A 25,029-nucleotide genomic window follows, 5' to 3' on the forward strand; every position below is an offset into this window, starting at 1 on the left:
ACGCCGCAGGCCGCGACGTCGACCACCGCCTCACCCGGCCCCGGATCGGGCACCAGGACCGTCTCGACGCTGACCGGTTCTCCCTTGCCGCGGGCGACGACGCCCCTCACCTCGTAGGCCATGCCGGTGGTTCCTCTCGGGATGTGCGAAGCGGACGCGGTGGTCGCTGCTGTGCGGGTCGCGGGCGATCGGGGGAGTGGCGGGACATCGGCCCCCGGTCGCCCCTTGACCCCGCGCAGCGCCGACCCTACGGTGTTGCACGACTGATATACCAGTCCTCAGCGCGAATTCCTCACAGGAGGGACCCGGCATGGTCGTCCAGGTCGACGCAGCGCCCCAGGCCCCGACCGTTCCCGACCGCGTGCTCGACCGGTCGCTGGCGGACACCGACCCGCAGGTCCACCAGGCCGTCTCCGCGGAGCTGGTCCGGCAGCAGACCACGCTGGAGATGATCGCCAGCGAGAACTCCGCGCCGGTGGCGGTCATGCAGGCCCAGGGCTCGGTGCTGACCAACAAGTACGCCGAGGGCTATCCGGGCCGGCGCTACTACGGCGGCTGCGAGCACGTGGACGTCGTCGAGCAGCTGGCCATCGACCGGCTGAAGGCGCTGTTCGCCGCCGAGTACGCCAACGTGCAGCCGCACTCGGGCGCCCAGGCCAACGCCGCGGCGATGGCGGCCCTGCTGCACCCCGGCGACACCATCCTCGGGCTGGACCTGGCGCACGGCGGTCACCTGACGCACGGCATGAAGCTCAACTTCTCCGGCAAGCTCTACGACGTCGCCGCCTACCACGTGCGGCCCGACGACCACCGCGTGGACATGGCCGAGGTCGAGCGGCTGGCCCACGAGCGCCGACCCAGACTGATCGTCGCCGGCTGGTCGGCCTACCCACGGCAGCTCGACTTCGCCGCGTTCCGCCGGATCGCCGACGAGGTCGGCGCCTACCTGATGGTCGACATGGCCCACTTCGCCGGCCTGGTCGCCGCCGGACTGCACCCCTCGCCCGTCCCGCACGCCCACGTCGTCACCTCGACCACCCACAAGACCCTCGGCGGGCCGCGGGGCGGCGTCATCCTGGCCACCGCGGAGCTGTCCAAGAGGTTCAACTCCTCGGTCTTCCCCGGCCAGCAGGGCGGCCCGCTGGAGCACGTGATCGCCGCCAAGGCCGTCGCCTTCAAGCTGGCGGGTGAGCCCGCGTTCCGCGAGCGGCAGGAGCGCACCCTCGCCGGCGCCCGGATCCTGGCCGACCGGCTGCTGGCCGCCGACTCCCGCGCGGCGGGCATCGGCGTGGTCAGCGGCGGTACCGACGTCCACCTGGTCCTCGTGGACCTGCGCGGGTCGGAGCTCGACGGCCGGCAGGCCGAGGACCGGCTGCACGCCATCGGGATCACCGTCAACCGCAACGCGGTGCCCTTCGACCCCCGCCCGCCGATGGTCAGCTCCGGGGTGCGCATCGGCACGCCGGCGCTGGCGGCGCGCGGCTTCACCCTCGACGACTTCGCCGAGGTCGCCGACGTGATCGCCGCCGCGCTGCGGCCCTCGGTCGGCGAGGCCGAGCTCGCCGGGCTCCGCGGGCGGGTCACCCGGCTGGCCGACCGTCACCCGCTCTACCCCGACCTGACGGAGGTCCCCCGATGAGCCCCCGCACCCCCGGCGCCGACCTGCCGGAGCACCCGGACTTCCTGTGGCGGGACCCCGAGCCGAAGCGCTCCTACGACGTGGTGGTCGTCGGCGGCGGCGGGCACGGCCTGGCCACGGCGCACTACCTCGCCGAGAACCACGGCATCACGAACGTCGCGGTGCTGGAGAAGGGGTGGCTGGCGGGCGGCAACATGGCCCGCAACACCACGATCATCCGCTCCAACTACCTGTGGGACGAGAGCTCGGCCGTCTACGAGCACGCGCTGAAGCTGTGGGAGGGACTCGAGGCGGACCTCGGCTACCCGATCCTGTTCAGCCAGCGCGGCGTGCTCAACCTCGCCCACACCCTGCAGGACGTCCGCGACAGCGTGCGCCGGGTCGAGGCCAACAAGCTCAACGGCGTCGACGCGGAGTGGCTGGAGCCCGACGAGGTCCGCAAGATCTGCCCGGTCGTCAACACGTCGGGCGACATCCGCTACCCCGTCCTGGGCGCGACGTACCAGCCGCGCGCCGGCATCGCCAAGCACGACTACGTGGCCTGGGGTTTCGCCCGCCGGGCCCACCAGGCCGGCATCGACCTCATCCAGGACTGCGAGGTCACCGGGTTCGCCACCGACGGCGACCGGGTCACCGGGGTGCAGACCACCCGCGGCACCATCGCCGCCGGCAGGGTCGCCCTCTGCGCGGCCGGCCACACCTCCGTGCTCACGGACATGCTCGGCATCCGGGTCCCGCTGCAGAGCCATCCGCTGCAGGCGCTGGTCTCCGAGCTGCTCGAGCCGGTGCACCCCACCGTGGTCATGTCCAACGCCGTCCACGTGTACGTCTCCCAGGCGCACAAGGGCGAGCTCGTCATGGGCGCCGGTGTGGACTCCTACAACGGCTACGGCCAGCGCGGCGCCTTCCACGTCATCGAGCGCCAGATGGCCGCCGCCGTCGAACTCTTCCCGGTGTTCGCGCGGGCGCACCTGCTGCGCACCTGGGGCGGCATCGTCGACGTCAGCCCGGACGCCTCACCGATCGTGGGCCGGACCCCCTACGACAACCTCTACCTCAACTGCGGCTGGGGCACCGGCGGGTTCAAGGCCACCCCCGGCATCGGCTGGGCCCTGGCGCACACCATCGCCCACGACGAGCCCCACCCCACCGTGGCGCCGTTCACCCTCGACCGGTTCGTCACCGGCGCGCTCGTCGACGAGCACGGCGCGGCCGCCGTCGCCCACTGACCCCTCGCCCGTCCACCCAGGGAGCCCTCCGTGCAACTCATCGAATGCCCGTGGTGCGGCCCCCGCGAGGAGGTCGAGTTCCGCTACGGCGGCCAGGCCCACGTCCCGTACCCGGACGCCCCCGGCGCGCTCTCCGACGAGCAGTGGGCGCACTACGTCTTCTTCCGCGACAACCCCAAGGGCCGCTTCGCCGAGCGCTGGCACCACAGCGCCGGCTGCCGGCGCTGGTTCAACGCGATCCGCGACACCGCCACCTACCGCTTCGAGCGCGTCTACCGCCTCGATGACCCGAAGCCGGTGACCCCGTGACCAGTCCCTTCCGCACCGCCGAGGGGGGCCGCATCGACCGTGCCACCACCTTCGAGTTCACCTTCGACGGGCAGACCCTCACCGGCCACCCCGGCGACACGCTGGCCTCGGCGCTGCTCGCCTCCGGCCGGCACCAGGTCGCCACCAGCACCACGTTCGGTCGCCCCCGGGGCATCGCCGCGGCCTGGGCCGAGGACCCCGGTGGCCTCGTGCAGATCGAGGAGCCCTTCCCCGAGCCCATGCTGCTGGCCACGACCGTCGAGCTCCACGACGGACTGGTCGCCCACGGCCTGCCGGGGCAAGGTCGCCTCGCCGAGGTCCCCGACTCCGCCCGCTACGACGCCGTCCACCACCACGTGGACGTGCTCGTCGTGGGGGCCGGGCCCGCGGGTCTGGCCGCCGCGCTCACCGCCGCCCGGGCGGGGGCCCGTGTGGCGTTGGTCGACGAGCAGTCCGAGGCCGGCGGCTCGCTGCTGTCGGGCACCGACCGGCTCGACGGGGTCCCGGCGCCGGAGTGGGTGGCGGACGCGGTCGCGGAGCTGGCCGCGCACCCGGAGGTGCTCCACCTGCAGCGCACCACCGCGTTCGGCGGCTACGACGACGGCTTCGTCCTGGCGCTGGAGCGGCGCACCGACCACCTCGGCGCCGCCGCGCCCCGGCGCATCTCCCGCCAGCGGGTGTGGCGCCTGCGCGCGCGCTCCGTCGTCGTCGCCACCGGAGCGCACGAGCGCCCGGTCGTCTTCGCCGACAACGACCGACCGGGCACCATGCTCGCCGGCGCCGCCCGGACCTTCCTGCACCGCTACGGCGTGCTGCCCGGCCGTGAGGCCGTCGTGTTCACCACCAACGACAGCGCCTACGACGCCGCCCTCGACCTGTCCCGCGCCGGTGTGCGGGTGCAGGCGGTGGTCGACGCGCGGCCGGAGGGCTCCCCGCAGCGCCGCGCGGAGTGCGAGCGGGTGGGCATCCGCGTGCTCCCCGGTGCCGTCGTGACCGGCACGCAGGGGGTCGAGCGCGTCACCCACGCCCTCGTCGCCCCGTTCGTGGACGGCCAGGTGGGGGCGGCCAGCGCGATCGCCTGCGACCTGCTGCTGGTCAGCGGCGGCTGGAACCCGGCGGTGCACCTGTTCAGCCAGGCCCGCGGCCGGCTGCGCTACGACGAGACCCTCGGCGCGTTCGTCCCCGGGGAGGACCTCGACGGCCTGGCGGTGGCCGGCTCGGCCGCCGGCGTGCTCGACCTGGCGGGGTGTCTGGCCGACGGGCAGCGGGTGGCCCGCGCGGCACTGGCCGCCCTGGCGATCGCGCCGGCGGGGGAGGACCGGCTGCCCGGCGCCCCGGAGCCCGTCGTCCCGGCGGCGTCCCTGGTGCTGTGGCGGGTGCCGGACACCTCCGGCGCGGAGGGCACCACCTCGTTCGTCGACCTGCAGCGCGACGCGACCGTCGCCGACATCGCCCGCGCGGTCGGCGCCGGGCTGCGCTCCATCGAGCACGTCAAGCGCTACACGACCATCGGGACGGCGCACGACCAGGGCAAGACCTCCGGCGTCCTCGCCTCCGGGATCACCGCCGAGCTGCTCGGGATCCCGGTGCAGGACACCGGGACCACCACCTTCCGGCCGCCCTACACCCCGGTCGCCTTCGCCGCACTGGCCGGGCGCGACCGCGGCCGGCTCTTCGACCCCGAGCGGGTCACCGCCCTGCACGAGTGGCACGCGGCGGCCGGGGCCGTCTTCGAGGACGTCGGCCAGTGGAAGCGCCCGCGCTACTACCCGCGGCCGGGCGAGGACATCGAGGCCGCGGTCCTGCGCGAGTGCGCCGCGGCCCGCACCGGTGTCGGGATCCTCGACGGCTCGACCCTCGGCAAGATCGACGTCCAGGGTCCCGACGCCGCGGTCCTGCTGGACCGGCTCTACACGAACCTGATCAGCAGCCTGAAGGTCGGCTCGGTCCGGTACGGCGTCATGTGCGGCGTGGACGGCATGGTCATCGACGACGGCACGGTGCTGCGCCTGGCCGAGGACCGCTTCCTCGTCCTCACCACCACCGGCGGAGCGGCGAAGGTCCTCGACTGGATGGAGGAGTGGGTCCAGACCGAGTGGCCGGACCTGCGGGTGCACTGCACCTCGGTCACCGAGCAGTGGGTCACCTTCCCCGTCGTCGGCCCCCGTTCCCGCGACGTCGTCGGTGCGGTCTTCCCCGGCGTGGACGTCTCCAACGAGGCCTTCCCGTTCATGACCTGGCGGGACACCACCCTCGACGGGGTGCCGGTCCGGCTGGCCCGGATCAGCTTCTCCGGCGAGCTCGCCTTCGAGGTCTACGTGAACTCCTGGTACGCGGTCGCGGTCTGGCAGCGGCTGCTCCAGGCCGGCCGGCCGTACGGGATCACCCCGTACGGCACGGAGACCATGCACGTCCTGCGCGCGGAGAAGGGCTACCCGATCATCGGGCAGGACACCGACGGCACCGTCACCCCGCACGACCTGGGCATGGCGTGGGCGGTGTCGAAGAAGAAGCCCGACTTCATCGGCAAGCGCTCCTTCGCCCGCCAGGCCAACGCCGATCCGCTGCGCAAGCAGCTGGTCGGGCTGCTGCCCGTCGACCGGCGGACCGTGCTGCCCGAGGGCTCGCAGATCGTGGAGTTCCGCGCCGACGGCCGGCTGCCGCCCCCGCCGGTCCCGATGCTGGGGCACGTCACGTCCAGCTACCGCAGTGCCGAGCTCGCCCGCCCCTTCGCCCTCGCCCTGGTCAAGGGCGGCCGGTCGCGCATCGGCGACACCGTCCACGTCCCCGTCAACGGCACCCTCGTCCCGGTCGAGGTCACCGGCTCGGTGCTGGTCGATCCCGAAGGAGCCCGTCGCGATGGCTGAGCTGCTGCGCACCTCCCCGCTCGACGGGTGGCGCACCGCGTTCGAGCGCCTGCCCGACACCGTGGCCGTCGCCGTCGAGCCGTTCGTCGCGATGGTCGACGTCCGGCTCGGCGCGGGCGGCGCCGCGGCGGCGGCGCTCGGCGTCGAGCTGCCGGTGGTCCCCAACACCTGGGTGGCGGCCGGCACCGGACGGGCCGTGTGGCTCGGCCCCGACGAGTGGCTGCTCACCAGCACCACCGACGCGCCGGAGGAGCTGGAGGCCCGGGTCCGCGCCGCCGTCCTCCCGCTGGGCGGCTCCGCGACCGACGTCTCCGCGCAGCGGATCGGTCTCCGGCTGACGGGCGCGCGAGTGCGCGACGTCCTGGCCAAGGGCTGCTCGATCGACCTGCACCCGCGGGTGTTCGGCCGGGGGCGCAGCGCGCAGACGACGCTCGGCCAGGCCGGGGTCGTGCTGCTGGCCCTCTCCGACGCCGCCGACGACGTCGTCGTCCTCGTCCGGTCCTCCTTCGCCGGCTACCTCGCCGACTGGCTGCTCGACGCGGCCCTCGAGTTCACCCCGATCCCGCACGGCTGACCGGCCCGTCGGCAGTCCCGGGTCCCACCGGCACGTCAGGAGCGAAGCAATGTCCACCACCCCTCGCGTGGTCGTCATCGGAGCGGGGATCGTCGGTGCCAACCTGGCCGACGAGCTGACCGCCCGGGGCTGGGACCGCGTCACCGTCGTCGACCAGGGACCCCTGCCGCTGACCGGGGGCTCCACGTCGCACGCGCCGGGGCTGGTCTTCCAGACCAACGCCTCGAAGACCATGACGGCGTTCGCCAGCTACACGGTGGAGAAGCTCAAGGACATCGACGTCGACGGCGCCTGGTGCTTCAACCAGGTCGGCGGCCTCGAGGTCGCCACCACGCCGGCGCGGCTCGCCGACCTGCACCGCAAGCAGGGCTGGGCCACCTCCTGGGGCGTCGAGGCGCAGGTGGTCGACGCCGACGAGTGCGTGCGGCTGCACCCGCTGGTCGACCCCGACCGCATCCTCGGCGGCCTGCACGTCCCCTCCGACGGCCTGGCCAAGGCGTCCCGGGCGGTCGTCGCGCTGGCCCGCCGCGCCGAGGCGCGGGGCGCCCGTTTCCAGGGCTCGACCCGGGTGACCGGCATCGAGCACAGCGGTGGCCGCGTGACCGGCGTCCGGACCCCGGACGGCGTCATCCCCGCCGACGTCGTCGTCTCCTGCGCCGGCTTCTGGGGGCAGCAGCTCGGCGCGATGGTCGGGATGGTCGTGCCGCTGCTGCCGCTGGCCCACCAGTTCGTCTGGACCGGCCAGGTGCCCGACCTGGTCGGCCGCAACGACGAGTCGAGCGAGGCGAGCCTGCCGATCCTGCGCCACCAGGACCAGGACCTCTACTACCGGGAGCGCGTCGACCGCCTCGGCATCGGCTCCTACGCGCACCGGCCGATGCCGGTCGACCTGGGTGAGCTGCCCCAGGGGGACGGCGTCCGGGAGTCGTCGATGCCCTCGATGCTGCCCTTCACGGAGGAGGACTTCGCCGCCGCGTGGGAGGAGAGCCGGCTGCTGCTGCCCTCGCTGCGGTCCTCGAAGATCGACTCCGGCTTCAACGGGGTCTTCTCCTTCACCCCGGACGGCGGCCCGCTGATCGGGGAGTCGCGGGACGTGGCGGGCTTCTGGATCGCCGAGGCGGTCTGGGTGACGCACTCGGCCGGCGTCGCCCGGTCGGTGGCCCAGCTGCTCGTCGACGGCCGGAGCGAGGTGGACCTGCACGGCTGTGACGTGCACCGCTTCGAGGACGTCCAGCTCACGCCCGAGTACGTCAGCGAGACCTCGCAGCAGAACTTCGTCGAGGTCTACGACGTCATCCACCCGCTGCAGCCCCGGCTGTCCCCGCGCGACCTGCGGGTCAGCCCCTTCCACGCCCGGCAGCAGGAACTCGGCGCGGTCTTCCTCGAGGCCGCCGGCTGGGAGCGGCCGCACTGGTACGAGGCCAACGCGCACCTGGTCGACGAGCTGCCCGCGGAGTGGGTGCCGCCGGAGCGCGACGCGTGGGCCGGGCGGTTCTGGTCCCCGATCGCAGCCGCGGAGGCGTGGCGGACCCGCACCGCCGTGGCGCTGTACGACATGACCCCCCTCAAGCGGCTCGAGGTCAGCGGCCCCGGCGCCCTCGACCTCCTGCAGCGGCTCACGACCGGGGAGATGGACAAGTCCGTCGGGTCGGTGACCTACACGCTCGCCCTCGACGAGGCCGGCGGCATCCGCAGCGACCTCACCGTCGCCCGGCTCGGCGAGCGGCTCTTCCAGGTCGGCGCCAACGGCCCCCTCGACCACGACCTCCTGCTGCGCGAGGCGCCGGACGACGGCAGCGTGCAGGTCCGGGACGTCACCGGCGGCACCTGCTGCATCGGGCTGTGGGGCCCGCGGGCCCGCGACCTGGTGCAGCGGGTCAGTGCCGACGACCTCAGCAACGACGGGCTGAGGTACTTCCGCGCCAAGCGGGTCCGGATCGGGGGAGTGCCGGTGACGGCGATGCGGCTGTCCTACGTCGGGGAGCTCGGCTGGGAGCTCTACACCAGCGCCGACCACGGACAGCGGCTGTGGGACGTGCTGTGGCGGGCCGGCCAGGACCTCGGCGTCGTCGCCGCGGGCCGGGCGGCGTTCAGCAGCCTGCGGCTGGAGAAGGGCTACCGCGCCTGGGGCCACGACATGACCACCGAGCACGACCCCTACGAGGCCGGTCTCGGGTTCGCGGTGCGCAAGCAGAAGACCGCCGACTTCGTCGGACGGCAGGCCCTCGCCGGGAGGGGCGACGACACGGTGAGCCGCCGGCTGTCCTGCCTGACGGTCGACGACGGCCGCAGCGTCGTCCTCGGCCACGAGCCGGTGTTCGTCCACGGGCGCCCGGCCGGCTACGTGACCAGCGCCGCCTTCGGGCACACCGTCGGCCGGCCGATCGCGTACGCCTGGCTGCCGGCCTCCGCGACCGTCGGCACGAGCGTCGAGATCGAGTACTTCGGGGCGCGCATCCGCGCGACCGTCGCCGCCGAACCGCTGGTCGACCCCGGGATGTCCCGGATCCGGGGCTGAAGCAGGACCCGCCCGTGCGCACCGGCACCCTCCAGACGTTCCTGGAGCAGCCCGCCCTCGCGGTACCGGGCGGGGTCGTCCCGGTGGTCGAGGCCCTCGCCCGGCAGGTCACCGTGCCGCTGTCGGTGGACACCTCGCGGCCCGAGGTGGGGCCTTCTCGCCGCACGCACCGCCGCGTGCCTCGACGCCGGCGTCCACCTCGAGCACGTCCTGGTCGACCCGGGTTCGGGTTCGGCGAGACGTCGGCACACGACGGGGCGTTGCTCGCGTCGCTGGGTGCGTCCACCGGGCTCGGTGTGCCGGTCGTGGTGGGCCTGTCCCGCGAGTCGGTGCCCGGCCGGCTGACCGGACGGAGTGCGGGGGACCGGCTGCCCGGCTCCCTGGCCGCGGCCCTCGTCGCACTACCGGCGCGGCGCGTCGGTGGTGCGCGTGCACGACGTCGCCGCCATGCGCGACGTCCTGGCCGTCCGGGACGCCGTCCGCACGGGGTGACGGTTCCCCTGACCGGTCCTGTCAGATCACCTCGCGGATCGCCTTCTCGAAGCCGAGGACGTGCTCACGGGCGAGGTCGTCGGCCCGGTCGGCGTCGCCGGCGGCGATCGCCCGGAGCAGCTCCACGTGTTCCCGGACGTGCGCGTCGACCGTGGGCAGCCGATCGAGGAAGAGGCAGAAGATCCGGGTGGCCAGGTTGTCGTAGCGGATCAGGACGTCCTCCAGGTGCGGGTTGCCCGCGGCCCGGTAGATCGCCCGGTGCACCGCCAGGTCCCAGCGCATCAGCTCGGTCCGGTCGACCCGGGTGACGTCCAGCTGCGCGATGTGCGCGGCCAGCTCCTCCAGGTCGGGCTGCCTCGTCCGGGGCGCGCGTTCGGCCGCCCGGCGGGCCGCCAGCGGCTCCAGTTGGGCGCGGATGTCGGAGATGTGCGCCAGGTCGGAGATGTCCATGCCCGAGGCGAACGTGCCGCGCCGCGGGTAAAACACCACCAGTCGGTCGCCCTCCAGCCGCTTCAGCGCCTCGCGGACCGGCGTCCGGCCCACGTCCAGGTCCTTGGCCAGCTCGTCGTCGTCGATCGGGTCGCCCGGGCGGATGTCGAGCATGATCAGCCGGTCCCGGATCGCCACGTAGGCCCTGTCCGCCAGGGACGTGGCGGCCGACGGGTCGAGATCCAGGGGAGCGAGGGCCACCAGCAGATCGTACGGCTTGGTGTCCACCGGCTCTTGCCCCGCTAGAGGGATCGACATACCGTCATCGTACATCTGATATACCAACTGTGTACCTCCTCCGCAGTTGGTCGTCATCCCGGCAGCGGAAGAGGGAGGCACGGGTGACCATCAGCGCCTTCGACCTGTTCAGGGTGGGGATCGGTCCGTCCAGTTCCCACACCGTCGGTCCCATGCGGGCCGCCGCGACCTTCGTCGCGCGGCTGTCCGAGGAGGGGCTGCTCGGACACGTGGCCGGCGTCCGGTGCGAGTTGTTCGGCTCGCTCGGCGCCACCGGGCACGGCCACGGCAGCGTCCGGGCCGTCGTCCTCGGTCTGGAGGGTGAGCAGCCCGACGTCGTCGACCCCGTCGCGGCCGGGCCGCGGGTGGAGGCCGTCCGCCGCGAGGGGAAGCTCCGGCTGGCCGGCGAACACCCGATCGCCTTCTCGGTGGACGACGACGTCGTGCTGCACCGGCGCAAGCGCCTGGCGTTCCACAGCAACGGGATGCTCTTCACGGCCGTCGACCCCGCCGGGGGAGAACTCTCCCGCCGCGAGTACTACTCGGTGGGCGGCGGCTTCGTCCTCGACGAGGACGAGGCCGGCGACCCGGTGGTCGTCGAGGACCGCACGCCGGTGCGCCACCCCTTCCGCACCGGCAGGGAGCTGCTGGCGCACACCCGGGAGACCGGACTGCGGATCAGCGACGTGATGCTGGCCAACGAGCTCGCCTGGCGCACCGAGGCCGAGGTCCGCGCCGGCCTGCTGCACATCTGGTCGGTGATGCAGGAGTGCGTGGAGCGCGGCACCCGGACCACCGGCGTCCTGCCCGGTGGCCTGAAGGTCCGCCGGCGCGCGGCCGCACTGCGCACCCAGCTGGAGGACCACCCGGACGAGGACGACCCGCTGCGTGCCGTGGAGTGGGTGACCCTCCACGCCCTGGCGGTCAACGAGGAGAACGCCGCCGGCGGGCGGGTGGTCACCGCGCCGACCAACGGTGCCGCCGGCATCGTCCCGGCGGTCCTGCACTACTACCGCGACTTCGTCGACTCCTGCTCGGAGGACGGTGTCGTGCGGTTCCTGCTCACCGCCGCGGCGATCGGCCTGCTGTTCAAGGAGAACGCCTCCATCTCCGGTGCCGAGGTGGGGTGCCAGGGCGAGGTCGGCTCGGCCTGCTCCATGGCGGCCGCCGGCCTCGCCGAGGTCCTCGGGGGGACGCCGGAGCAGGTGGAGAACGCCGCCGAGATCGGCATCGAGCACAACCTCGGCCTCACCTGCGACCCGGTCGGCGGGCTGGTGCAGATCCCGTGCATCGAGCGCAACGCCGTCGGCGCGGTCAAGGCCGTCACCGCGGCCCGGATGGCCGTGCGCGGGGACGGACGGCACCACGTCCCGCTGGACAAGGCCATCAAGACGATGCGCGAGACCGGCGCGGACATGAAGGACAAGTACAAGGAGACCGCCCGTGGCGGGCTGGCGCTCAACGTCGTCGAGTGCTGAGGAGGCACCCGTGTCCCACCCGTTCACCCTCACGCTGAGCTGCCAGGAGCGCCCGGGCATCGTGCACGCGGTCAGCACGTTCCTGTTCGAGCAGGGCTGCGACATCGTCGAGCACCAGCAGTTCGACGACGCCGTCCGCGGCCAGCTGTTCCTGCGGACGGCGTTCGTCTGCTCGCAGGACACCGACGCCGCCCGGCTGACGGCGGACTTCCGTGCGGTGGCCGACGAGTTCGGCATGACCTACCAGGTCTCCGGCGACCAGCCGCAGCGCGTGCTCGTCCTGGTCTCCAGGCTCGGCCACTGCCTCAACGACCTGATCTTCCGCTGGCGGGCCGGCAGCCTCGGCGCCGAGCTGGTCGCCGTCGTCTCCAACCACGAGGACCTGCGCCCGATGGCGGAGGCGGCCGGGCTGCCGTTCCACCACGTGCCCGTGACGCCGGGGACCAGGCGGGAGGCCGAGGTGCGACTGCTCGAACTGGTCGACGAGCACCGCGCCGACCTGGTCGTGCTCGCCCGCTACATGCAGGTCCTCTCCGACGAGGCCTGCGCCGCCCTCCACGGCCGGGCGATCAACATCCACCACTCCTTCCTGCCCGGCTTCAAGGGCGCCAAGCCCTACCACCAGGCCTTCGACCGCGGGGTCAAGCTGGTGGGCGCGACGGCCCACTACGTGACCCCCGACCTCGACGAGGGGCCGATCATCGAGCAGGAGGTCATCCGCATCGACCACACCTACGACCCACGCGCCCTCGCCACGGTCGGCCAGGACGCCGAGGCCCTGGCACTGTCGCGCGCCGTCCGGTGGCACAGCGAGCAGCGGGTGCTCCTCAACGGGCACAGCACCGTCGTCTTCCGCTGACCCGGCCGCGAGAGCTCTGGTGCCGACCGCGACGGCGGGCGTGCCGTCGCCCGCGCTCGACCGCGTCCACCGGCACCTGTACGAGGAGCTCGGGCCGCGCCGTGGTCCGGCGGGTGAGGGGCTCGCCCGCCCGCGGGCCCTGCTCAGGGCACTGCTCACTCGATGGTCATCGCCCGGCGGCGGACGCGCTCGTCGTAGCGGTCGCGCTCGCCGCTGAGAGGCCTGCCGAGGTACTCGCCCAGCGTGACGCCGGCGGCGAGGGCGAGCCCGACGGCGCCGGCCCCGACGAGGGCGCCGAGCCCGTCGTCGATCCGTGCCTCGACGACGATGGTGAACAGGCCGTGGTAGACGGCCAGCCCGGGCAGCAGCGGGACGATGCCGCAGACGGCGACGAGCTGCGGTGGGACCCGGAGCCGCTCGGTCAGCGCCTCACCGCACGACCCGAGGACGACGGCCGCGACCCCGGCGGCCAGCGCGGGACCGGCGCCCAGCTCGCCGGCTGCCCAGAACGTCGCCCAGGCCAGCGCTCCGGCCACCGCGGCCAGCCCGACGGCGCGCGGCCGGGCGAGGGTGGCCAGGGCCCAGAACCCGGCGATCCCGGCCGACGCGGCCAGCGCGACGGCGAACGGCACGGGAACGGGAGAGGTGTCTATGACGGTCAGCGGGAGCTGGGCGCGCTGGGCCAGGTCGAGGACGCCGGCGATGCCCACGACGATGCCGGCGGTCAGGGTCACCACCTCGAAGGCCCGCGCCCCGGCGGTCACCGGGAAGCCGCTGATGGCGTCCTGGGCCGCGCTGACCAGGGACAACCCGGCGAGCAGCACGACGATGCCGGCGGCGACGACCAGGGAGGTCTGCACGTCGACGTCCCAGGTGAGCAGGAGAACGGCGACCCCGGTGGCCAGCGCAGCCCCGGCCACCTGCTGGAAGAACAGCGGCAGGCTCCGCCGGTTGAGCGCGCGCATCACCTGCTCGACCAGAGCGGTGGTCAGCGCTGCGAGGAGGGCCTCCCGCCAGCCGCCGCCGAGGACCAGCCCGAAGCACCCGGCGACGCCGGCCCAGCCCAGCGCGGTCACGCTCCGGCGGTAGGTGGCGGGCGCCGAGACCACCCGGTCCAGCCGGCGGTGCGCCTCCTCGACGTCGAGGTCGCCGGCGCCGACCGCACGGGCCAGGTCGGTGATGCCCTGCAGGCGGGTGTAGTCGAGCCGGCTCGTCCGCACGATCCGCATCGCGGTGAGAGGTACCGCGTTCTCGCGGTCGTAGCTGACCGTGATCGACGTGAAGGTGATGTCGATCTGGCAGCTGGTGAGCCCGTAGGCGGCAGCGACCCGCAGCACCGTCGCGGTCGCGTCGGCCGCTGAGGCCCCGACGGCCAGCATCGACGCCCCGATGCGCAGCGCCAGCCCCAGCGCGGCGTGCGCGGTGAGGTCGTCCATCCGGCTCGCCTGGGCCCGCAGGCCGATCGGCGCGGTCGGCGGGCTGGTCCCCGCGATCGCGCGCCAGGCCCGCTGCGGGATGCGCGCGTACGGCATGGAGCGGTTCGGAGGCCAGGTGGGCACGCCTCCACGGTATGTGCGGCCGACGCGCCGACCGGCCACCACGCGACGGGCCGGCCCGTGCCACCTCGCCGGAGGCGCCGGGATCAGGCGTCCTCGCTGGTTGGACGCCTGGCGCGGGACGGTTGGACCCGCATCGGCTCGCTCGGCATCTTCGGGGAGCGAACCACGACAGCGCTGTTCGGACCGGCAGAACCGCAGGTCGGCGTCGAGCGTCAGTGGGTGGGTCATCGGGCGAATCGTCGCGTCCGGACCGGCACGGAGTATCGGTCAGCCGTAGACGTCGGCGCGGTGCGAGATGCGCACGGCCCTGACGAGGACCTCGTCGTCCTGGATCGAGTAGACGACGCGGTACTGGCCTCGTCGAGCGGACCAGTAGCCCTCGAGTCCGAAGCGGAGCGGCTTCCCGACGCGGTACGGGTGCGCAGCCAGCGGCCCGTAGAGGAAGTCGACGACCGCGACGGCCACCGGCTCGGGGAGGTCGCGCTCGATGGCCCGCGTGGCCGCTGCCGAGAGGACGACGGTGTACCGAGGAGGGCCGGTCACCGCCGGCGGGCCGCGAGTGCGGCCCGCACCTCGGCCTCGCCGTAGACCTCACCAGCGGCCATCGCGGCCTCCGACTGCCTGATCTCCGAGCGCGCTCGGGGGTCGGAGAGGATCTCCAGGGTCTCCATCAGCGACTCGTAGTCCTCGACGGCGAGGATGACCGCGACCGGGCTGCCGTTCCTGGTGACCGTGACGCGCTCGTGCGTGCCGGCGACCTCGTCGATCACCTGACTGAAGTGCGCCTTGACCGCCGCCAGGGACTGCGTCGTCATGACCTCAATCGTGGTCAGCTGGCCAGCGGTGGTCAAGGAGCTCGGCCGGGGGTCGCCAGGGGATGCGGTGTGGCTCCACTGCCGCGGGAGGGGTGGTCGGGCCACGACCGGCAGGTGAGGAGACCACGGCAGCCGGCGTCCGTGCGCGGTCGTGCACTGCTCGGAAGGATCGCCAGTGCGTGATGGCGGACTGCTCGCTGAGGCGGAGAGGACGTTGCAGAAGTAGGCCTCGGCTCTGGCCGCCCGTGTCGCGTCTGCTCAGGATGACGACTGCGCCGTCACTCGACCTGCATGCGGCTTGTGCCGCGCCTCCAGCTCTCGGTGTGACGCGCGCCCTCGTGGGCGAGGCGAAGTGCCGTGAAGGGTCGCCGCCGACGGAGGGCGACGCGTTCTGCGTCTTGGTCGGGATCGGTTGATGCCGCCATCCGGCAGCCGAGACGCGCCCCGGTCCACCTGACGGCGGGCACCTGACAGGTCACACGGAGGGTCGGCGCCGAAGGGCGAGGTGCCGAGCTGCTCCTCTGCGGCGCACATGGCCGTCGGGTCGATCCCGGCCGTGCCGCCGAGGGTCGGTCGAGGTCGACGAGCACGAGCAGCGACGCCGTGGAGATGAGCGCGGTGACGCCGAGAGGAGTCCACCGCAGGCTCGGGCGGATGTCGCGGCCGGCGAGCGCGGCCGTGGACGCGACGGTGATGGCGACGCAGCAGATCAGGAGCGCCGTCGCGATGGCCGGCACCGATGGCGCGGGCCTCGGCGAGACGGTCCCACCGCGCTGTGACGCGGCCGCGCTCGGCGGCCACGACCTGGGCCACCACGGTCTCGCTGATGCCGGCCGGCTGCGCCCGGGCGACCGCGACCGCGGCCGCGACCCGCGCATCGGCGTCACTGGAGATCGACGACGTGTGGCGAGTCGCCTCGGGCGAAGCCCACCCCGGCCGTGCGACGGCGCGGGCACAGCAGCGCAGCAGGCCGCCGAGGTCGGGACCGGTCGGCGACGGGAGGAGCGCCGCCCCTACGGCTTCCGTCGCCACGGCGCCGGCCTCGTCGTCGGCGGCGTCGTGGTGTCCTCGTACGACGAGAACGTCCGCACGAGGACGAACGCCGGCACGAGCGCGACGAGGATGCGTACCGGGGCCGACAGGTCGGTCAGCGGGATGCCCTCGGCTCAGGCCCCTGCCACCGGTGGTGCGGTGGGGTCGGCCACCTCGGTCGTGACTTCCCGGAGCACGTAGTCCTCGATGGTCTCCAGGTCGTGGGTGGAGCGTTTCACGATCGTGAGCAGGTCACTCATCTTGCTGACCTCCTCGATCTGCTCCTTGATGAACCACTGCATGAACTGGTCGGAGGCGAAGTCGTTCTCCCGCCGCGCGATCCCGATCAGCGCGCCGATCTGCTCGGTGACCCGCTTCTCCTGCTCCAGCGCCAGGGCGACCGGCGCGACGACGTCGGGGAACTCGTTGACCGGCGCCGCGACGGCGGGGATGCGCACCGGCGCGTCGGAGTCGAGCAGGTAGCGGACCATCATCATGGCGTGCTGCCGCTCCTCGAGCGCCTGGTCGAAGAAGAGCTGCGCCGTCCGGGGCATGGTCAGCTGGTCGAAGTACACCGCGCAGGAGACGTACTGCTGGTGCGCGGCGAACTCGTTGCCGATCTGCGTGTTCAGCAGCTCGACGAAGGCGGGGGCGGCCATCGGGACTCCCGGACGTGTGCGGTGGCGGTCACCGGACGTTAACCGGTGACCCGCCGGTGCCCGTGGATCACCCGCGAAGGGAAGGCTAGCCTCACCGGGTGGCCAAGTCGGCGGGCATGCCCAAGAAGAAGTGTTGCCAGGACAGGCCGCGCTGCAAGCGGTGCCCTCTCCGCGCCCTCGCCGAAGGGACGCTCCCGCCGGGCTACACGGTCAAGAAGCGCCGCCTGGTCGAGCTGGACGAGGCCGGCAAGGTGCTCGCCAAGAGCAGTCGGAAGGCTGCCTGATCCCTCCCTCCCCACCGCGCCGCCGGGCGGCGGTCAGCCGGCCCTGCGTGGTCACGGGCCCGTGTCAGCGCTGATGCGGGCCGCGGCCGCCGGGATCCAGTCGTGATCGGCATCGAGCCCCTCGGCGGTAGCTGCGGCGCGCAGGGTCGCTGCCGCCGTCTCGGGTGGCTGGCCCATCGCTCGATCTCTTGCCAGTTCGTACACGGCGAGCGCCTTCAGGCGCTGCTCGAGCGGTAGGCCCGCCAGCAGGCTTCTCCAGTCGTCCTCCACCCGTGAGGTCGTGCCCTCTGACACGCGGACCATGCCGGTCGTCCGGTCAGGATCACTCGCGAGGAGGGGAGCCGATGGTCCCGTCCTCGGGAGCGCTGACGGCCTTCACCATCGACCGGGTCAGCAGGCCGGCCGCGACGGCCGCGGCAGCCGCGATCGCGGACCGGAGCAGACGGTCTCTGAGATCCATGGCGACCTCCGGAGGGAGAGGTGTGCGACGGAGCGACGGGGGAGTACGCGAGCAGCACCGGAGGACGGGGGTTGCCCGTCGAGTGAGCGCTGCGCTCCGCGTGCGCCGAGCGCCGGATCACTCGTTTGCACCGGCAGGCCGCCTGGCGCGGCTGGGCTGGACCCGCATCGGCTCGCCCGGCATCTTCGGGTAGTCCGGCGGATAGGGCAGGTCACCGAAGCCCTGGTCCGCGGCCTGGCGCTCGGCGAGCTCGAGCAGCGGCTCGATGGAGTAGGCGTGCCCGGCCAGCCCGGCGTGCTTGTCACCGACCGCGCGGAAGCGCTCCGGCATGGTGAGCACGGTGAAGTCGGACGGCGAGACGTCGGGCAGCTCGTCCCAGTCCAGCGGCGCGCTCACCGGCGCGTGCGGCTTGGGCCGGATGGAGTACGCCGAGGCGATCGTGCGGTCCCGGGCCATCTGGTTGTAGTCGATGAAGATCTTCTCGCCGCGCTCCTCCTTCCACCACGACATCGTCACGCGGTCGGGCAGCCGGCGCTCGAGCTCGCGGCCGAACGCGATCACCGCGCGGCGCACGTCGGTGAACGTCCACCGGGGCTGGATGGGCACGTACACGTGCACGCCGCGGCCGCCGGAGGTCTTCGGCCAGCCCTCCATGCCGAGCTCGTGCAGCAGCTCCCGCACGTGCGGCGCGACCCACACGGCGTCGGCGAAGTCGGTGCCCGGCTGCGGATCCAGGTCGATGCGGATCTGGTTCGGTGACTCGACGTCGGTCTTGTCCACCGGCCACGGGTGGAAGGTGAGCGTGCCGAGGTTGGCGCACCACGCGACGACGGCGACCGAGTCCGGCGCGATCTCGTCCGCGGTCCGCCCGCTGGGGAAGGTGATGTGCGCCGTCGGCACCCAGTCGGGGGCGTTCTTGGGCACCCGCTTCTGGTAGAAGGCGTCGCCGGTGTTGTCCATCCGGGTCGACAGCCGCGCGCCCTCGAAGACGCCGCCGGGCCAGCGCTCCAGCGTCGTCGGCCGGTCCCGCAGGGCGAACAGGATGCCCTCGCCGACGCTGACGAAGTACTCGACGACGTCGATCTTGCGGATGCCGCGCTCGGCGAAGTACGGCTTCTCCGGGTTGGAGACCCGCACCTCGTGCCCGTCGACGGTCAGCGTGACCGCGTCCTTGCTGCTCGCCATCTGCTCAGCTCCCCGGTCCGGGGCGGCTCAGGCGGGGCACGTCAGCCCGTCCTGCGGCGCCGTGAGGTCGATCAGGTAGGCGTTGACCGCCGCGGTGACGCAGTCGGTCTTCGGGTAGGCGGTGTGCCCCTGGCCCTGCCAGACCAGCAGCGTGCCGGCGGTGAGGTCCTCGGCCATGTCCTCGGCGCCGGGCAGCGGTGTCACCGGGTCCCCGGAGGTGCCGACGACGAGGATCGGCGCGCTGCCCTCGGCGTCCCGCTCGGGCAGCGGCGTGCGCGCGGCGTCCCACACGCCGCAGGTGTAGAGGCCGGAGGCGGCCTCGGCGCCGAACAGCGGGTACCGCTGCGACCACTCCTGGGCCAGTTGCAGCACCTCCTCCTCGGAGAACGTCTCGTCCTCGGGGGTGTCGGCGCAGCTGATCGTGAAGTCGGCGTCGAGCCGGTTGGTGTACGTGCCGTCCTGGAGCCGGCCGGCGGAGGGGTCGGCGATCGAGAAGAGGCCCGCCGAGTCGCCGTTGCGCGCGGCGGCCAGCGCCTGCGAGAGCTGCGGCCACGACCCGGTGTCGTAGAGGGCCGCGGTGACGGCGGTGAGGACGACGCCCGGAGTCGCGGTGCGGGTCTCCCCGGGCCGGCTGCTCGGGATCGGCGTGGTGGCGGCGGCGGTCAGCAGGTCCTGCACGAACGTCCGGGGGTCGCCCCCGATCGGGCACCCGGACACCAGGCCCACGCAGTTGGCGGCGAACGCGTCGAACCCGGCCTCCAGCCCCGCGGCCTGCGCCTCCGCGTCGGCCTGCGGGTCGGCGTCGGGGTCGACCGCGGCGTCGAGCACCATCGCGCGCACGTTCTCCGGGAACAGCTCGGCGTAGGTGGAGCCGAGCGTGGTGCCGTAGGAGTAGCCGAGGTAGGTCAGCTGCTCGTCGCCCAGCGACTCGCGCAGCAGGTCCATGTCGCGCGCGGTGGCGACGGTGTTGAAGGTGCCGAGCGCGTCGCCGTACTCCTCGGCGCAGGCGTCGGCCGCCTCGTCCTTGAGCGCGAGGACCTCGTTCATCTGCTGCTGGTCGGTCGGCCGGGGCTCCGCGGCGGTCATGCGGTCCTTGAGCTCGGCGGGGACGCACTCCACCGGCGTGGACAGGCCGACGCCGCGCGGGTCGAAGCCGACCACGTCGAACCGGCGCAGCACGTCCTCGGGCAGCGACAGCGCCAGGCTCAGCCCGAGGTCGGCCCCCGAGACGCCGGGGCCGCCCGGGTTCACCAGCAGCGAGCCGATCCGGTCGGTCTGCCCGGCCAGCGTCGCGCGGACGAGGAACAGCGGCAGCGTCGCGCCCTCGGGCTCGTCGTGGTCGATGGGCACCTCGGTGCGGCCGCACTCGAAGGCGAGGTCGCGCTCGCTGCCGGGCGTGCCGGCCACGAGCTCGGTGATCTCCGCGTCGCAGTCGGTCCAGGTGATCGGCGCGGCCTCCGGCTCGGCCGGCGTCGAGGAGGCGGCCGACGAGGAGTCCGCGGACGACGCGTCCGGGTCCGAGAAGGAGCCGCAGCCGGCGACCGCCACGAGCAGTCCGGTCGAGGCGGCGAGCAGGCCGCGGCGCAGACGCATGGTCACGACGGTAGGAGGCGCGGCAGGCCGGCCGCCCCGCAGGTGCCGGTCACCCGTTGAACACCTCGGCCAGGTCGTAGCGGACCGGGACCTCGAGCTGGTCGTAGGTGCAGCTGCGCGGTTCACGGTCGGGCCGCCAGCGGAGGAACTGCCCGGTGTGCCGCAGTCGCCGTCCCTCGAGCTGGTCGTACTTGATCTCGACGACGAGCTCGGGCCGCAGCGGCACCCAGGACAGGTCCTTCTTCGCGTTCCACCGGCTCTGCGCGCCGGGCATCCGGTGCTCGCCGTTCTCCTGGACCTCGGCGTTCGCCCAGTCCTGCCACGGGTGCCCGTCGAGTGCCTGGGCCCGGTAGGGCGCCAGCTCCTCGACCAGCTCGGCCCGCCGCGCCATGGGGAACGACGCCGCGACGCCGACGTGCTGCAGCCCGCCGTCGTCGTAGAGGCCGAGCAGCAGCGAGCCCACGACCGGCCCGCTCTTGTGCCAGCGGAACCCGGCGACCACGCAGTCGGCGGTGCGCACGTGCTTCACCTTGGTCATCAGCCGCTGGTCGGGGCCGTAGGGCAGGTCGGCGTCCTTGGCGACGACGCCGTCGAGGCCCGCGCCCTCGAACTCGTCGAACCAGCGCTGCGCGATCGCGGCGTCCCGGGTGACCGCGGTGACGTGCACCCGCTCGTGCCGGCGGTCCAGCACCTCGCGCAGCCGCTGCCGGCGCTGCGCGAACGGCGTCTCCATCAGCGACTCGTCCCCGAGGGCCAGCAGGTCGAAGGCGACGAAGTGCGCCGGCGTCTGCTCGGCGAGCAGGTCCACCCGCGACTTGGCGGGGTGGATGCGCTGCAGCAGCGACTCGAAGTGCAGCCGGTCGCCCTGCGGCACGACGATCTCGCCGTCGACGACGCAGCGCTCGGGCAGGGCCTCCCTGACCGCGGCCACCACCTCGGGGAAGTAGCGGGTCAGCGGGCGCTCGTTGCGGCTGCCGAGCTCCACCTCGTCACCGTCGCGGAAGACGATGCAGCGGAAGCCGTCCCACTTGGGCTCGTAGAACAGCCCGTCCCCGGTCGGGAGCTTCGTCGTGGCCTTGGCCAGCATCGGCTTGACCGGCGGGAGCACGGGCAGGTCCATGCAGGTCAGTCAACCAGCGGCCTCCCGCACCGGCAGACCACCGTCGACCGGACGGGTGGCGGCGGTGTGCGCCGGCGCCGCATCGGAGAGCCGGAACGCGGCGTCCGCGCACGCGGTCGGGACTCAGTCCACCGCGTAGCGGGTGAACAGGACGCCGTCCTCCTCGAGCACCTGCACCAGCCGCGGGCGGACGACGTCGCGCAGCGCCCGGTCTAGCAGCCGCGCCTGGCCGCCGACCAGCGCGGGGGAGACGGTGAGGTCCAGCTCGTCGACGACGCCGGCGTCCAGCGCCGCCGACAGCAGCGCCGGCCCGCCCTCGCACAGCACCTGCTCGAACCCGCGCCCGGCGAGCCGGTCGACCGCGAGCGGCAGGTCCACGTCGCCGTCCCCGCACACCAGCACGTCCACCCCGGCGTCGGCCAGCGCGGCCCGGCGGCCGGCGTCGGCCGCGGCGCACGTCACCAGCAGCGTCGGGGGCCGGGCCAGCCGGTCCCCCGGCGCGAGCGAGGCCCGGCGCGACACCACCGCGATCGGCAGCTCCGGCGGCCGGCCGAGCGCGGCGCGCCGCCGCCCGACCGGCGAGCCCGCCGCCACCGGGCGGTAGCCCTCGCCGGCCGCCGTCCCGTGCCCGACCAGGACGACGTCGGCCAGCGCGCGCAGCGTCGAGAACACCCGCCGGTCACCGGGCGAGCCGAGCCCGGCGCTCACGCCGTCCACGGTGACCGCGCCGTCCAGCGAGGCGACGAAGTCGACGCGGAACGAGCGCCCCGGCGGCAGGGCGTAGGCGTCGGCCAGGTCGTCGTCGGTCAGGTCCGCCCCGCCGGGGGAGGGGAGCAGCCGGCGCATCAGGTGGTGACGACGGCCGCGCTCTCGGCCGGGACCGTCACCGTCGCGCCGTCCACGGACGGCTCGTCGGCGGTCGCGAACAGCACCCCGGTGGCCGGCCGGTCCAGCTCCACCTGCTGCGCCTGTCCGGACAGGTTGACCACCACCCGCAGTGCGCCGCGGTGCAGCACGAGCACGCGGTCGTCGTCGTCCCAGCCGACCTCGACCGCCGACAGGTCCGGGTCGACCAGGTCCGGGTGCTGCCGGCGCAGCGCCAGCAGCGTCCGGTGCACCTCCAGCAGCCGCGCGTGCGGCTCGCGCGAGGGCTCGGACCAGTCCAGCTTCGAGCGGCGGAAGGTCTCCGGGTCCTGCGGGTCGGGCACCTCGTCGGCGTCCCAGCCGTGCTCGGCGAACTCGTTCTTGCGGCCCTCGGCCGTCGCGCGGCCGATGTCCGGGTCGGTGTGGCTGGTGAAGAACTGCCACGGCGTCGAGGCCCCCCACTCCTCGCCCATGAACAGCATCGGCGTGAACGGACCGGTCAGCACGAGGGTCGCGCCGACGGCGAGCAGGCCGGGGGACAGCGTCGCCGAGACGCGGTCGCCGATGGCGCGGTTGCCGATCTGGTCGTGGTCCTGCAGGTAGCCGAGGAACTTCCAGCCCGGCAGCCGCGCGGTGTCCACCGGCCGGCCGTGCGAGCGGCGGCGGAAGCTGGACCACGTGCCGTCGTGGAAGAAGGCGCCGGTGAGGGTCTTGGCCAGCCCGGCGAGCCCGGCCTCGGCGAAGTCGCCGTAGTAGCCCTGCCCCTCCCCGGTGAGCGTCGCGTGCAGCGCGTGGTGGAAGTCGTCGCTCCACTGGGCGTGGATGCCGGTGCCGCCGGCCACCCGGGGGGTGACCACCCGGGGGTCGTTCAGGTCGCTCTCGGCGATGAGCGTCAGCGGCCGGCCGACGGCGACCGAGAGCCGGTCGACCTCCTGCGCCATCTCCTCGAGCACGTGTGTGGCGCGCTCGTCGACCAGCGCGTGGACGGCGTCCAGCCGCAGCCCGTCGACGTGCATGTCGCGCAGCCACATCAGGGCGTTGTCGAGGATGTAGCGGCGGACCTCGTCGGAGTCCGGCCCGGACAGGTTGACCGACTCGCCCCAGGTGTTCGCGCCGCCCTCCGAGAAGATCGGCATGAACAGGGGCAGGTAGTTCCCCGACGGGCCCAGGTGGTTGTAGACGACGTCCTGGATGACGCCGATCCCGCGCTGGTGGCAGGCGTCGACGAACCGCTGGTAGGCCGCGGGGCCGCCGTAGCTCTCCTGCACCGTGTACCAGAGGACGCCGTCGTAGCCCCAGTTGTGCGTGCCGTCGAAGCCGTTGACCGGCAGCAGCTCGACGAAGTCGACGCCGAGGTCGGCGAGGTGGCCCAGCCGGTCGATGGCCGAGTCGAGGGTGCCCTCGGGCGTGAACGTGCCGACGTGCAGCTCGTAGACGACGCCGCCGGCGAGCGGGCGCCCGGTCCAGGCGGTGTCGCCCCACGCGTACGCCGACGGGTCGAACCGGCGGGACAGGCCGTGCACGCCGTCGGGCTGGCGGCGCGAGCGCGGGTCGGGGCGGGGCGTGTCGTCGTCGCCGAGCAGGTAGCCGTAGTCGGACTCCGGGCCGGCCTCGACCTCGGCCCGCCACCAGCCGTCGTCGTCGCGGCTCATGTCGTGCACCGTGCCGTCGACCTGCAGGCGCACACGCTCGGGCACGGGCGCCCAGACGGCGAACTCGACGGGTGCGGACATGCGGGGGCCTCCCAGCGGTAGTGCGGCTGACCGGTCCCTCTTGCCCGCTGCGGGCGCGGTCAACCGCGAGCGGCAGCCGGGGGAGCGGGTCCCCCGGCTGCCGCCCCGGGTCACGGCAGCTGCAGGACCTGCCCGACGTGGATGACGTCCGGGTCGCTGACGGTGCCGCTGTTGGCCGACCAGAGGGCCTTCCAGCCGCCCTCGACGCCCTGGTCCCGGGCGATCGTGCCCAGCGTGTCGCCGGACCGGACGGTGTACGAGCCGCCGGAGGCCCCGGCGGCGGACTCCCCGGCCCGGGCGGCCGTGTCCGGCTCGGCCGGCGCGGGCGCGGCGGCGGGCTCGGCGGCCGGCGAGCCCGCCGCCGGGGCGCCCGGGTCCAGGCCCTTGCCGCAGGTGGGCCAGGCGCCCGGGCCCTGGACGTCGAGGGTGCGCTCTGCGACGGCGATCTGCTGCGCCTTGGTGGCCAGGTCGGCGCGCGCGGCGTACTCGGTGCCGCCGAAGGCCGCCCAGGTGGACTGGCTGAACTGCAGGCCGCCGTAGTAGCCGTTGCCGGTGTTGATGCTCCAGTTGCCGCTGGACTCGCACTGGGCGACGGCGTCCCAGTCGTTGGGAGCGGCGGCCGAGGCCGGGCCGGCGGTGACGCCGATCGCGGCCGCGGCCACGCCGGTCGTCACGAGGGCACGGCGGAGCAGGGACGTGGACGTGCGCATGGGGGATCTCCGATCCGCCGCCTGCGAGGTGAGCTGTCGGGTTCGGAGCGATCGGTGCCCCGGCCGCACGGCGTGCGGCTTCACCCCGAGGCGCTGCGTCCGGTCCCCCCGTGACCGCGGTGCAGGCGCCGAAGTGGGTCCCCCACCCCCGTCCTGGCTGTGCTCGAGGAACGGAGCCCGGCGGACGGGGTTCGGCGGACCGGCTCCGGCACGCGGCAGTCGGTTGGCCCGCGTGCGGTCGCAAAGGTAACGGGAGCATCACGAGACGGCACACCGGCACCACCCGTCACGGCGTGTCGCCCGGCCCGTGCCGGGCGGCGCGCA

General features: G+C 73.8%; 22 protein-coding genes and 1 riboswitch. Of the genes, 9 read left to right on the forward strand and 13 right to left on the reverse strand.

Annotation, left to right across the window (positions count from 1 at the left end):
* Positions 1-310: 310 nt before the first annotated feature.
* Genes ACI8AB_RS21020 through ACI8AB_RS21045 form a run of 6 tightly spaced genes read left to right on the forward strand, consistent with a single transcriptional unit; the run spans position 311 to position 9,136 of the window.
* Complete coding sequence (locus ACI8AB_RS21020) at positions 311-1,639, forward strand: serine hydroxymethyltransferase (RefSeq protein WP_456951722.1); 1,329 nt, start codon at positions 311-313, stop codon at positions 1,637-1,639.
* Positions 1,636-2,868: a sarcosine oxidase subunit beta family protein gene (locus tag ACI8AB_RS21025; RefSeq protein ID WP_456951723.1), complete on the forward strand. Its 1,233-nt coding sequence runs from the start codon at positions 1,636-1,638 to the stop codon at positions 2,866-2,868. The genes ACI8AB_RS21020 and ACI8AB_RS21025 overlap by 4 nt, the downstream gene beginning before the upstream one ends.
* Positions 2,869-2,898: 30 nt before the next feature.
* Positions 2,899-3,177, forward strand: coding sequence for a sarcosine oxidase subunit delta (locus ACI8AB_RS21030; protein WP_387993616.1), 279 nt, complete (start codon positions 2,899-2,901; stop codon positions 3,175-3,177).
* On the forward strand, positions 3,174-6,044 hold the full coding sequence (locus ACI8AB_RS21035) for a 2Fe-2S iron-sulfur cluster-binding protein (protein ID WP_456951724.1): 2,871 nt from the start codon (positions 3,174-3,176) through the stop codon (positions 6,042-6,044). Before ACI8AB_RS21030 ends, ACI8AB_RS21035 begins: the two co-directional genes overlap by 4 nt.
* Positions 6,037-6,618 (forward strand): sarcosine oxidase subunit gamma, encoded by a 582-nt coding sequence (locus ACI8AB_RS21040; protein WP_456951725.1) that lies wholly within the window; start codon positions 6,037-6,039, stop codon positions 6,616-6,618. Before ACI8AB_RS21035 ends, ACI8AB_RS21040 begins: the two co-directional genes overlap by 8 nt.
* A 49-nt stretch (positions 6,619-6,667) precedes the next feature.
* A complete protein-coding gene (locus tag ACI8AB_RS21045; protein WP_456951726.1) occupies positions 6,668-9,136 on the forward strand; it encodes a GcvT family protein in 2,469 nt (822 codons plus the stop codon).
* Positions 9,137-9,649: 513 nt separating this feature from the next.
* Here the strand turns inward: ACI8AB_RS21045 and ACI8AB_RS21050 are convergent.
* Positions 9,650-10,318, reverse strand: a complete 669-nt coding sequence (locus tag ACI8AB_RS21050; RefSeq protein WP_456951727.1) for a GntR family transcriptional regulator — start codon at positions 10,316-10,318, stop codon at positions 9,650-9,652.
* 140 nt (positions 10,319-10,458) lie between these two features.
* Between ACI8AB_RS21050 and ACI8AB_RS21055 the strand changes: the two genes are divergently transcribed.
* Both ACI8AB_RS21055 and purU read left to right on the forward strand, forming a co-directional pair.
* Positions 10,459-11,832, forward strand: a complete 1,374-nt coding sequence (locus tag ACI8AB_RS21055; RefSeq protein WP_456951728.1) for an L-serine ammonia-lyase — start codon at positions 10,459-10,461, stop codon at positions 11,830-11,832.
* Positions 11,833-11,842: 10 nt separating this feature from the next.
* Positions 11,843-12,691 (forward strand): formyltetrahydrofolate deformylase, encoded by an 849-nt coding sequence (gene purU / locus ACI8AB_RS21060; RefSeq protein ID WP_456951729.1) that lies wholly within the window; start codon positions 11,843-11,845, stop codon positions 12,689-12,691.
* A gap of 155 nt (positions 12,692-12,846) precedes the next feature.
* Here purU and ACI8AB_RS21065 read toward each other — a convergent pair whose 3' ends face one another.
* From ACI8AB_RS21065 to ACI8AB_RS21080, 4 genes are all read right to left on the reverse strand, one after another.
* The gene (locus tag ACI8AB_RS21065; protein ID WP_456951730.1) at positions 12,847-14,250 is read right to left on the reverse strand and encodes a threonine/serine ThrE exporter family protein; all 1,404 of its coding nucleotides are present in this window, start codon (positions 14,248-14,250) and stop codon (positions 12,847-12,849) included.
* Positions 14,251-14,517: 267 nt separating this feature from the next.
* Entirely contained in the window at positions 14,518-14,793 is a 276-nt protein-coding gene (locus ACI8AB_RS21070) for a type II toxin-antitoxin system RelE family toxin (protein ID WP_456951731.1), read from the reverse strand.
* On the reverse strand, positions 14,790-15,065 hold the full coding sequence (locus ACI8AB_RS21075) for a type II toxin-antitoxin system Phd/YefM family antitoxin (protein ID WP_456951732.1): 276 nt from the start codon (positions 15,063-15,065) through the stop codon (positions 14,790-14,792). The genes ACI8AB_RS21070 and ACI8AB_RS21075 overlap by 4 nt, the downstream gene beginning before the upstream one ends.
* A gap of 1,166 nt (positions 15,066-16,231) precedes the next feature.
* A complete protein-coding gene (locus tag ACI8AB_RS21080) occupies positions 16,232-16,756 on the reverse strand; it encodes a ferritin (protein ID WP_456951733.1) in 525 nt (174 codons plus the stop codon).
* Positions 16,757-16,854: 98 nt separating this feature from the next.
* Between ACI8AB_RS21080 and ACI8AB_RS21085 the strand changes: the two genes are divergently transcribed.
* Positions 16,855-17,040 carry a hypothetical protein gene (locus tag ACI8AB_RS21085; RefSeq protein ID WP_456951734.1) on the forward strand — a complete coding sequence of 62 codons (186 nt, stop codon included), beginning with the start codon at positions 16,855-16,857 and terminating at the stop codon, positions 17,038-17,040.
* A 51-nt stretch (positions 17,041-17,091) separates the two neighbouring features.
* Here ACI8AB_RS21085 and ACI8AB_RS21090 read toward each other — a convergent pair whose 3' ends face one another.
* The 8 genes from ACI8AB_RS21090 to ACI8AB_RS21125 form a co-directional block, all read right to left on the reverse strand.
* Positions 17,092-17,310: a hypothetical protein gene (locus tag ACI8AB_RS21090; RefSeq protein ID WP_456951735.1), complete on the reverse strand. Its 219-nt coding sequence runs from the start codon at positions 17,308-17,310 to the stop codon at positions 17,092-17,094.
* Between the two features lie 52 nt (positions 17,311-17,362).
* Positions 17,363-17,500 (reverse strand): hypothetical protein, encoded by a 138-nt coding sequence (locus tag ACI8AB_RS21095; protein WP_456951736.1) that lies wholly within the window; start codon positions 17,498-17,500, stop codon positions 17,363-17,365.
* A gap of 117 nt (positions 17,501-17,617) precedes the next feature.
* Positions 17,618-18,685: a DNA polymerase domain-containing protein gene (locus tag ACI8AB_RS21100; RefSeq protein ID WP_456951737.1), complete on the reverse strand. Its 1,068-nt coding sequence runs from the start codon at positions 18,683-18,685 to the stop codon at positions 17,618-17,620.
* 27 nt (positions 18,686-18,712) lie between these two features.
* Positions 18,713-20,278 (reverse strand): alpha/beta hydrolase, encoded by a 1,566-nt coding sequence (locus ACI8AB_RS21105; RefSeq protein WP_456951738.1) that lies wholly within the window; start codon positions 20,276-20,278, stop codon positions 18,713-18,715.
* A 49-nt stretch (positions 20,279-20,327) separates the two neighbouring features.
* Positions 20,328-21,398 (reverse strand): ATP-dependent DNA ligase, encoded by a 1,071-nt coding sequence (locus ACI8AB_RS21110; protein WP_456951739.1) that lies wholly within the window; start codon positions 21,396-21,398, stop codon positions 20,328-20,330.
* A gap of 123 nt (positions 21,399-21,521) precedes the next feature.
* Positions 21,522-22,244 (reverse strand): dihydrofolate reductase family protein, encoded by a 723-nt coding sequence (locus ACI8AB_RS21115; protein ID WP_456951740.1) that lies wholly within the window; start codon positions 22,242-22,244, stop codon positions 21,522-21,524.
* The gene (treZ, locus tag ACI8AB_RS21120) at positions 22,244-23,995 is read right to left on the reverse strand and encodes a malto-oligosyltrehalose trehalohydrolase (protein ID WP_456951741.1); all 1,752 of its coding nucleotides are present in this window, start codon (positions 23,993-23,995) and stop codon (positions 22,244-22,246) included. The genes ACI8AB_RS21115 and treZ overlap by 1 nt, the downstream gene beginning before the upstream one ends.
* Before the next feature lie 110 nt (positions 23,996-24,105).
* Positions 24,106-24,705 (reverse strand): transglycosylase family protein, encoded by a 600-nt coding sequence (locus tag ACI8AB_RS21125; protein WP_456951742.1) that lies wholly within the window; start codon positions 24,703-24,705, stop codon positions 24,106-24,108.
* Between the two features lie 3 nt (positions 24,706-24,708).
* Positions 24,709-24,843: riboswitch (cyclic di-AMP (ydaO/yuaA leader) on the reverse strand.
* Between the last annotated feature and the right edge of the window lie 186 nt (positions 24,844-25,029).

It is taken from the genome of Geodermatophilus sp. SYSU D00698 (assembly GCF_054050335.1).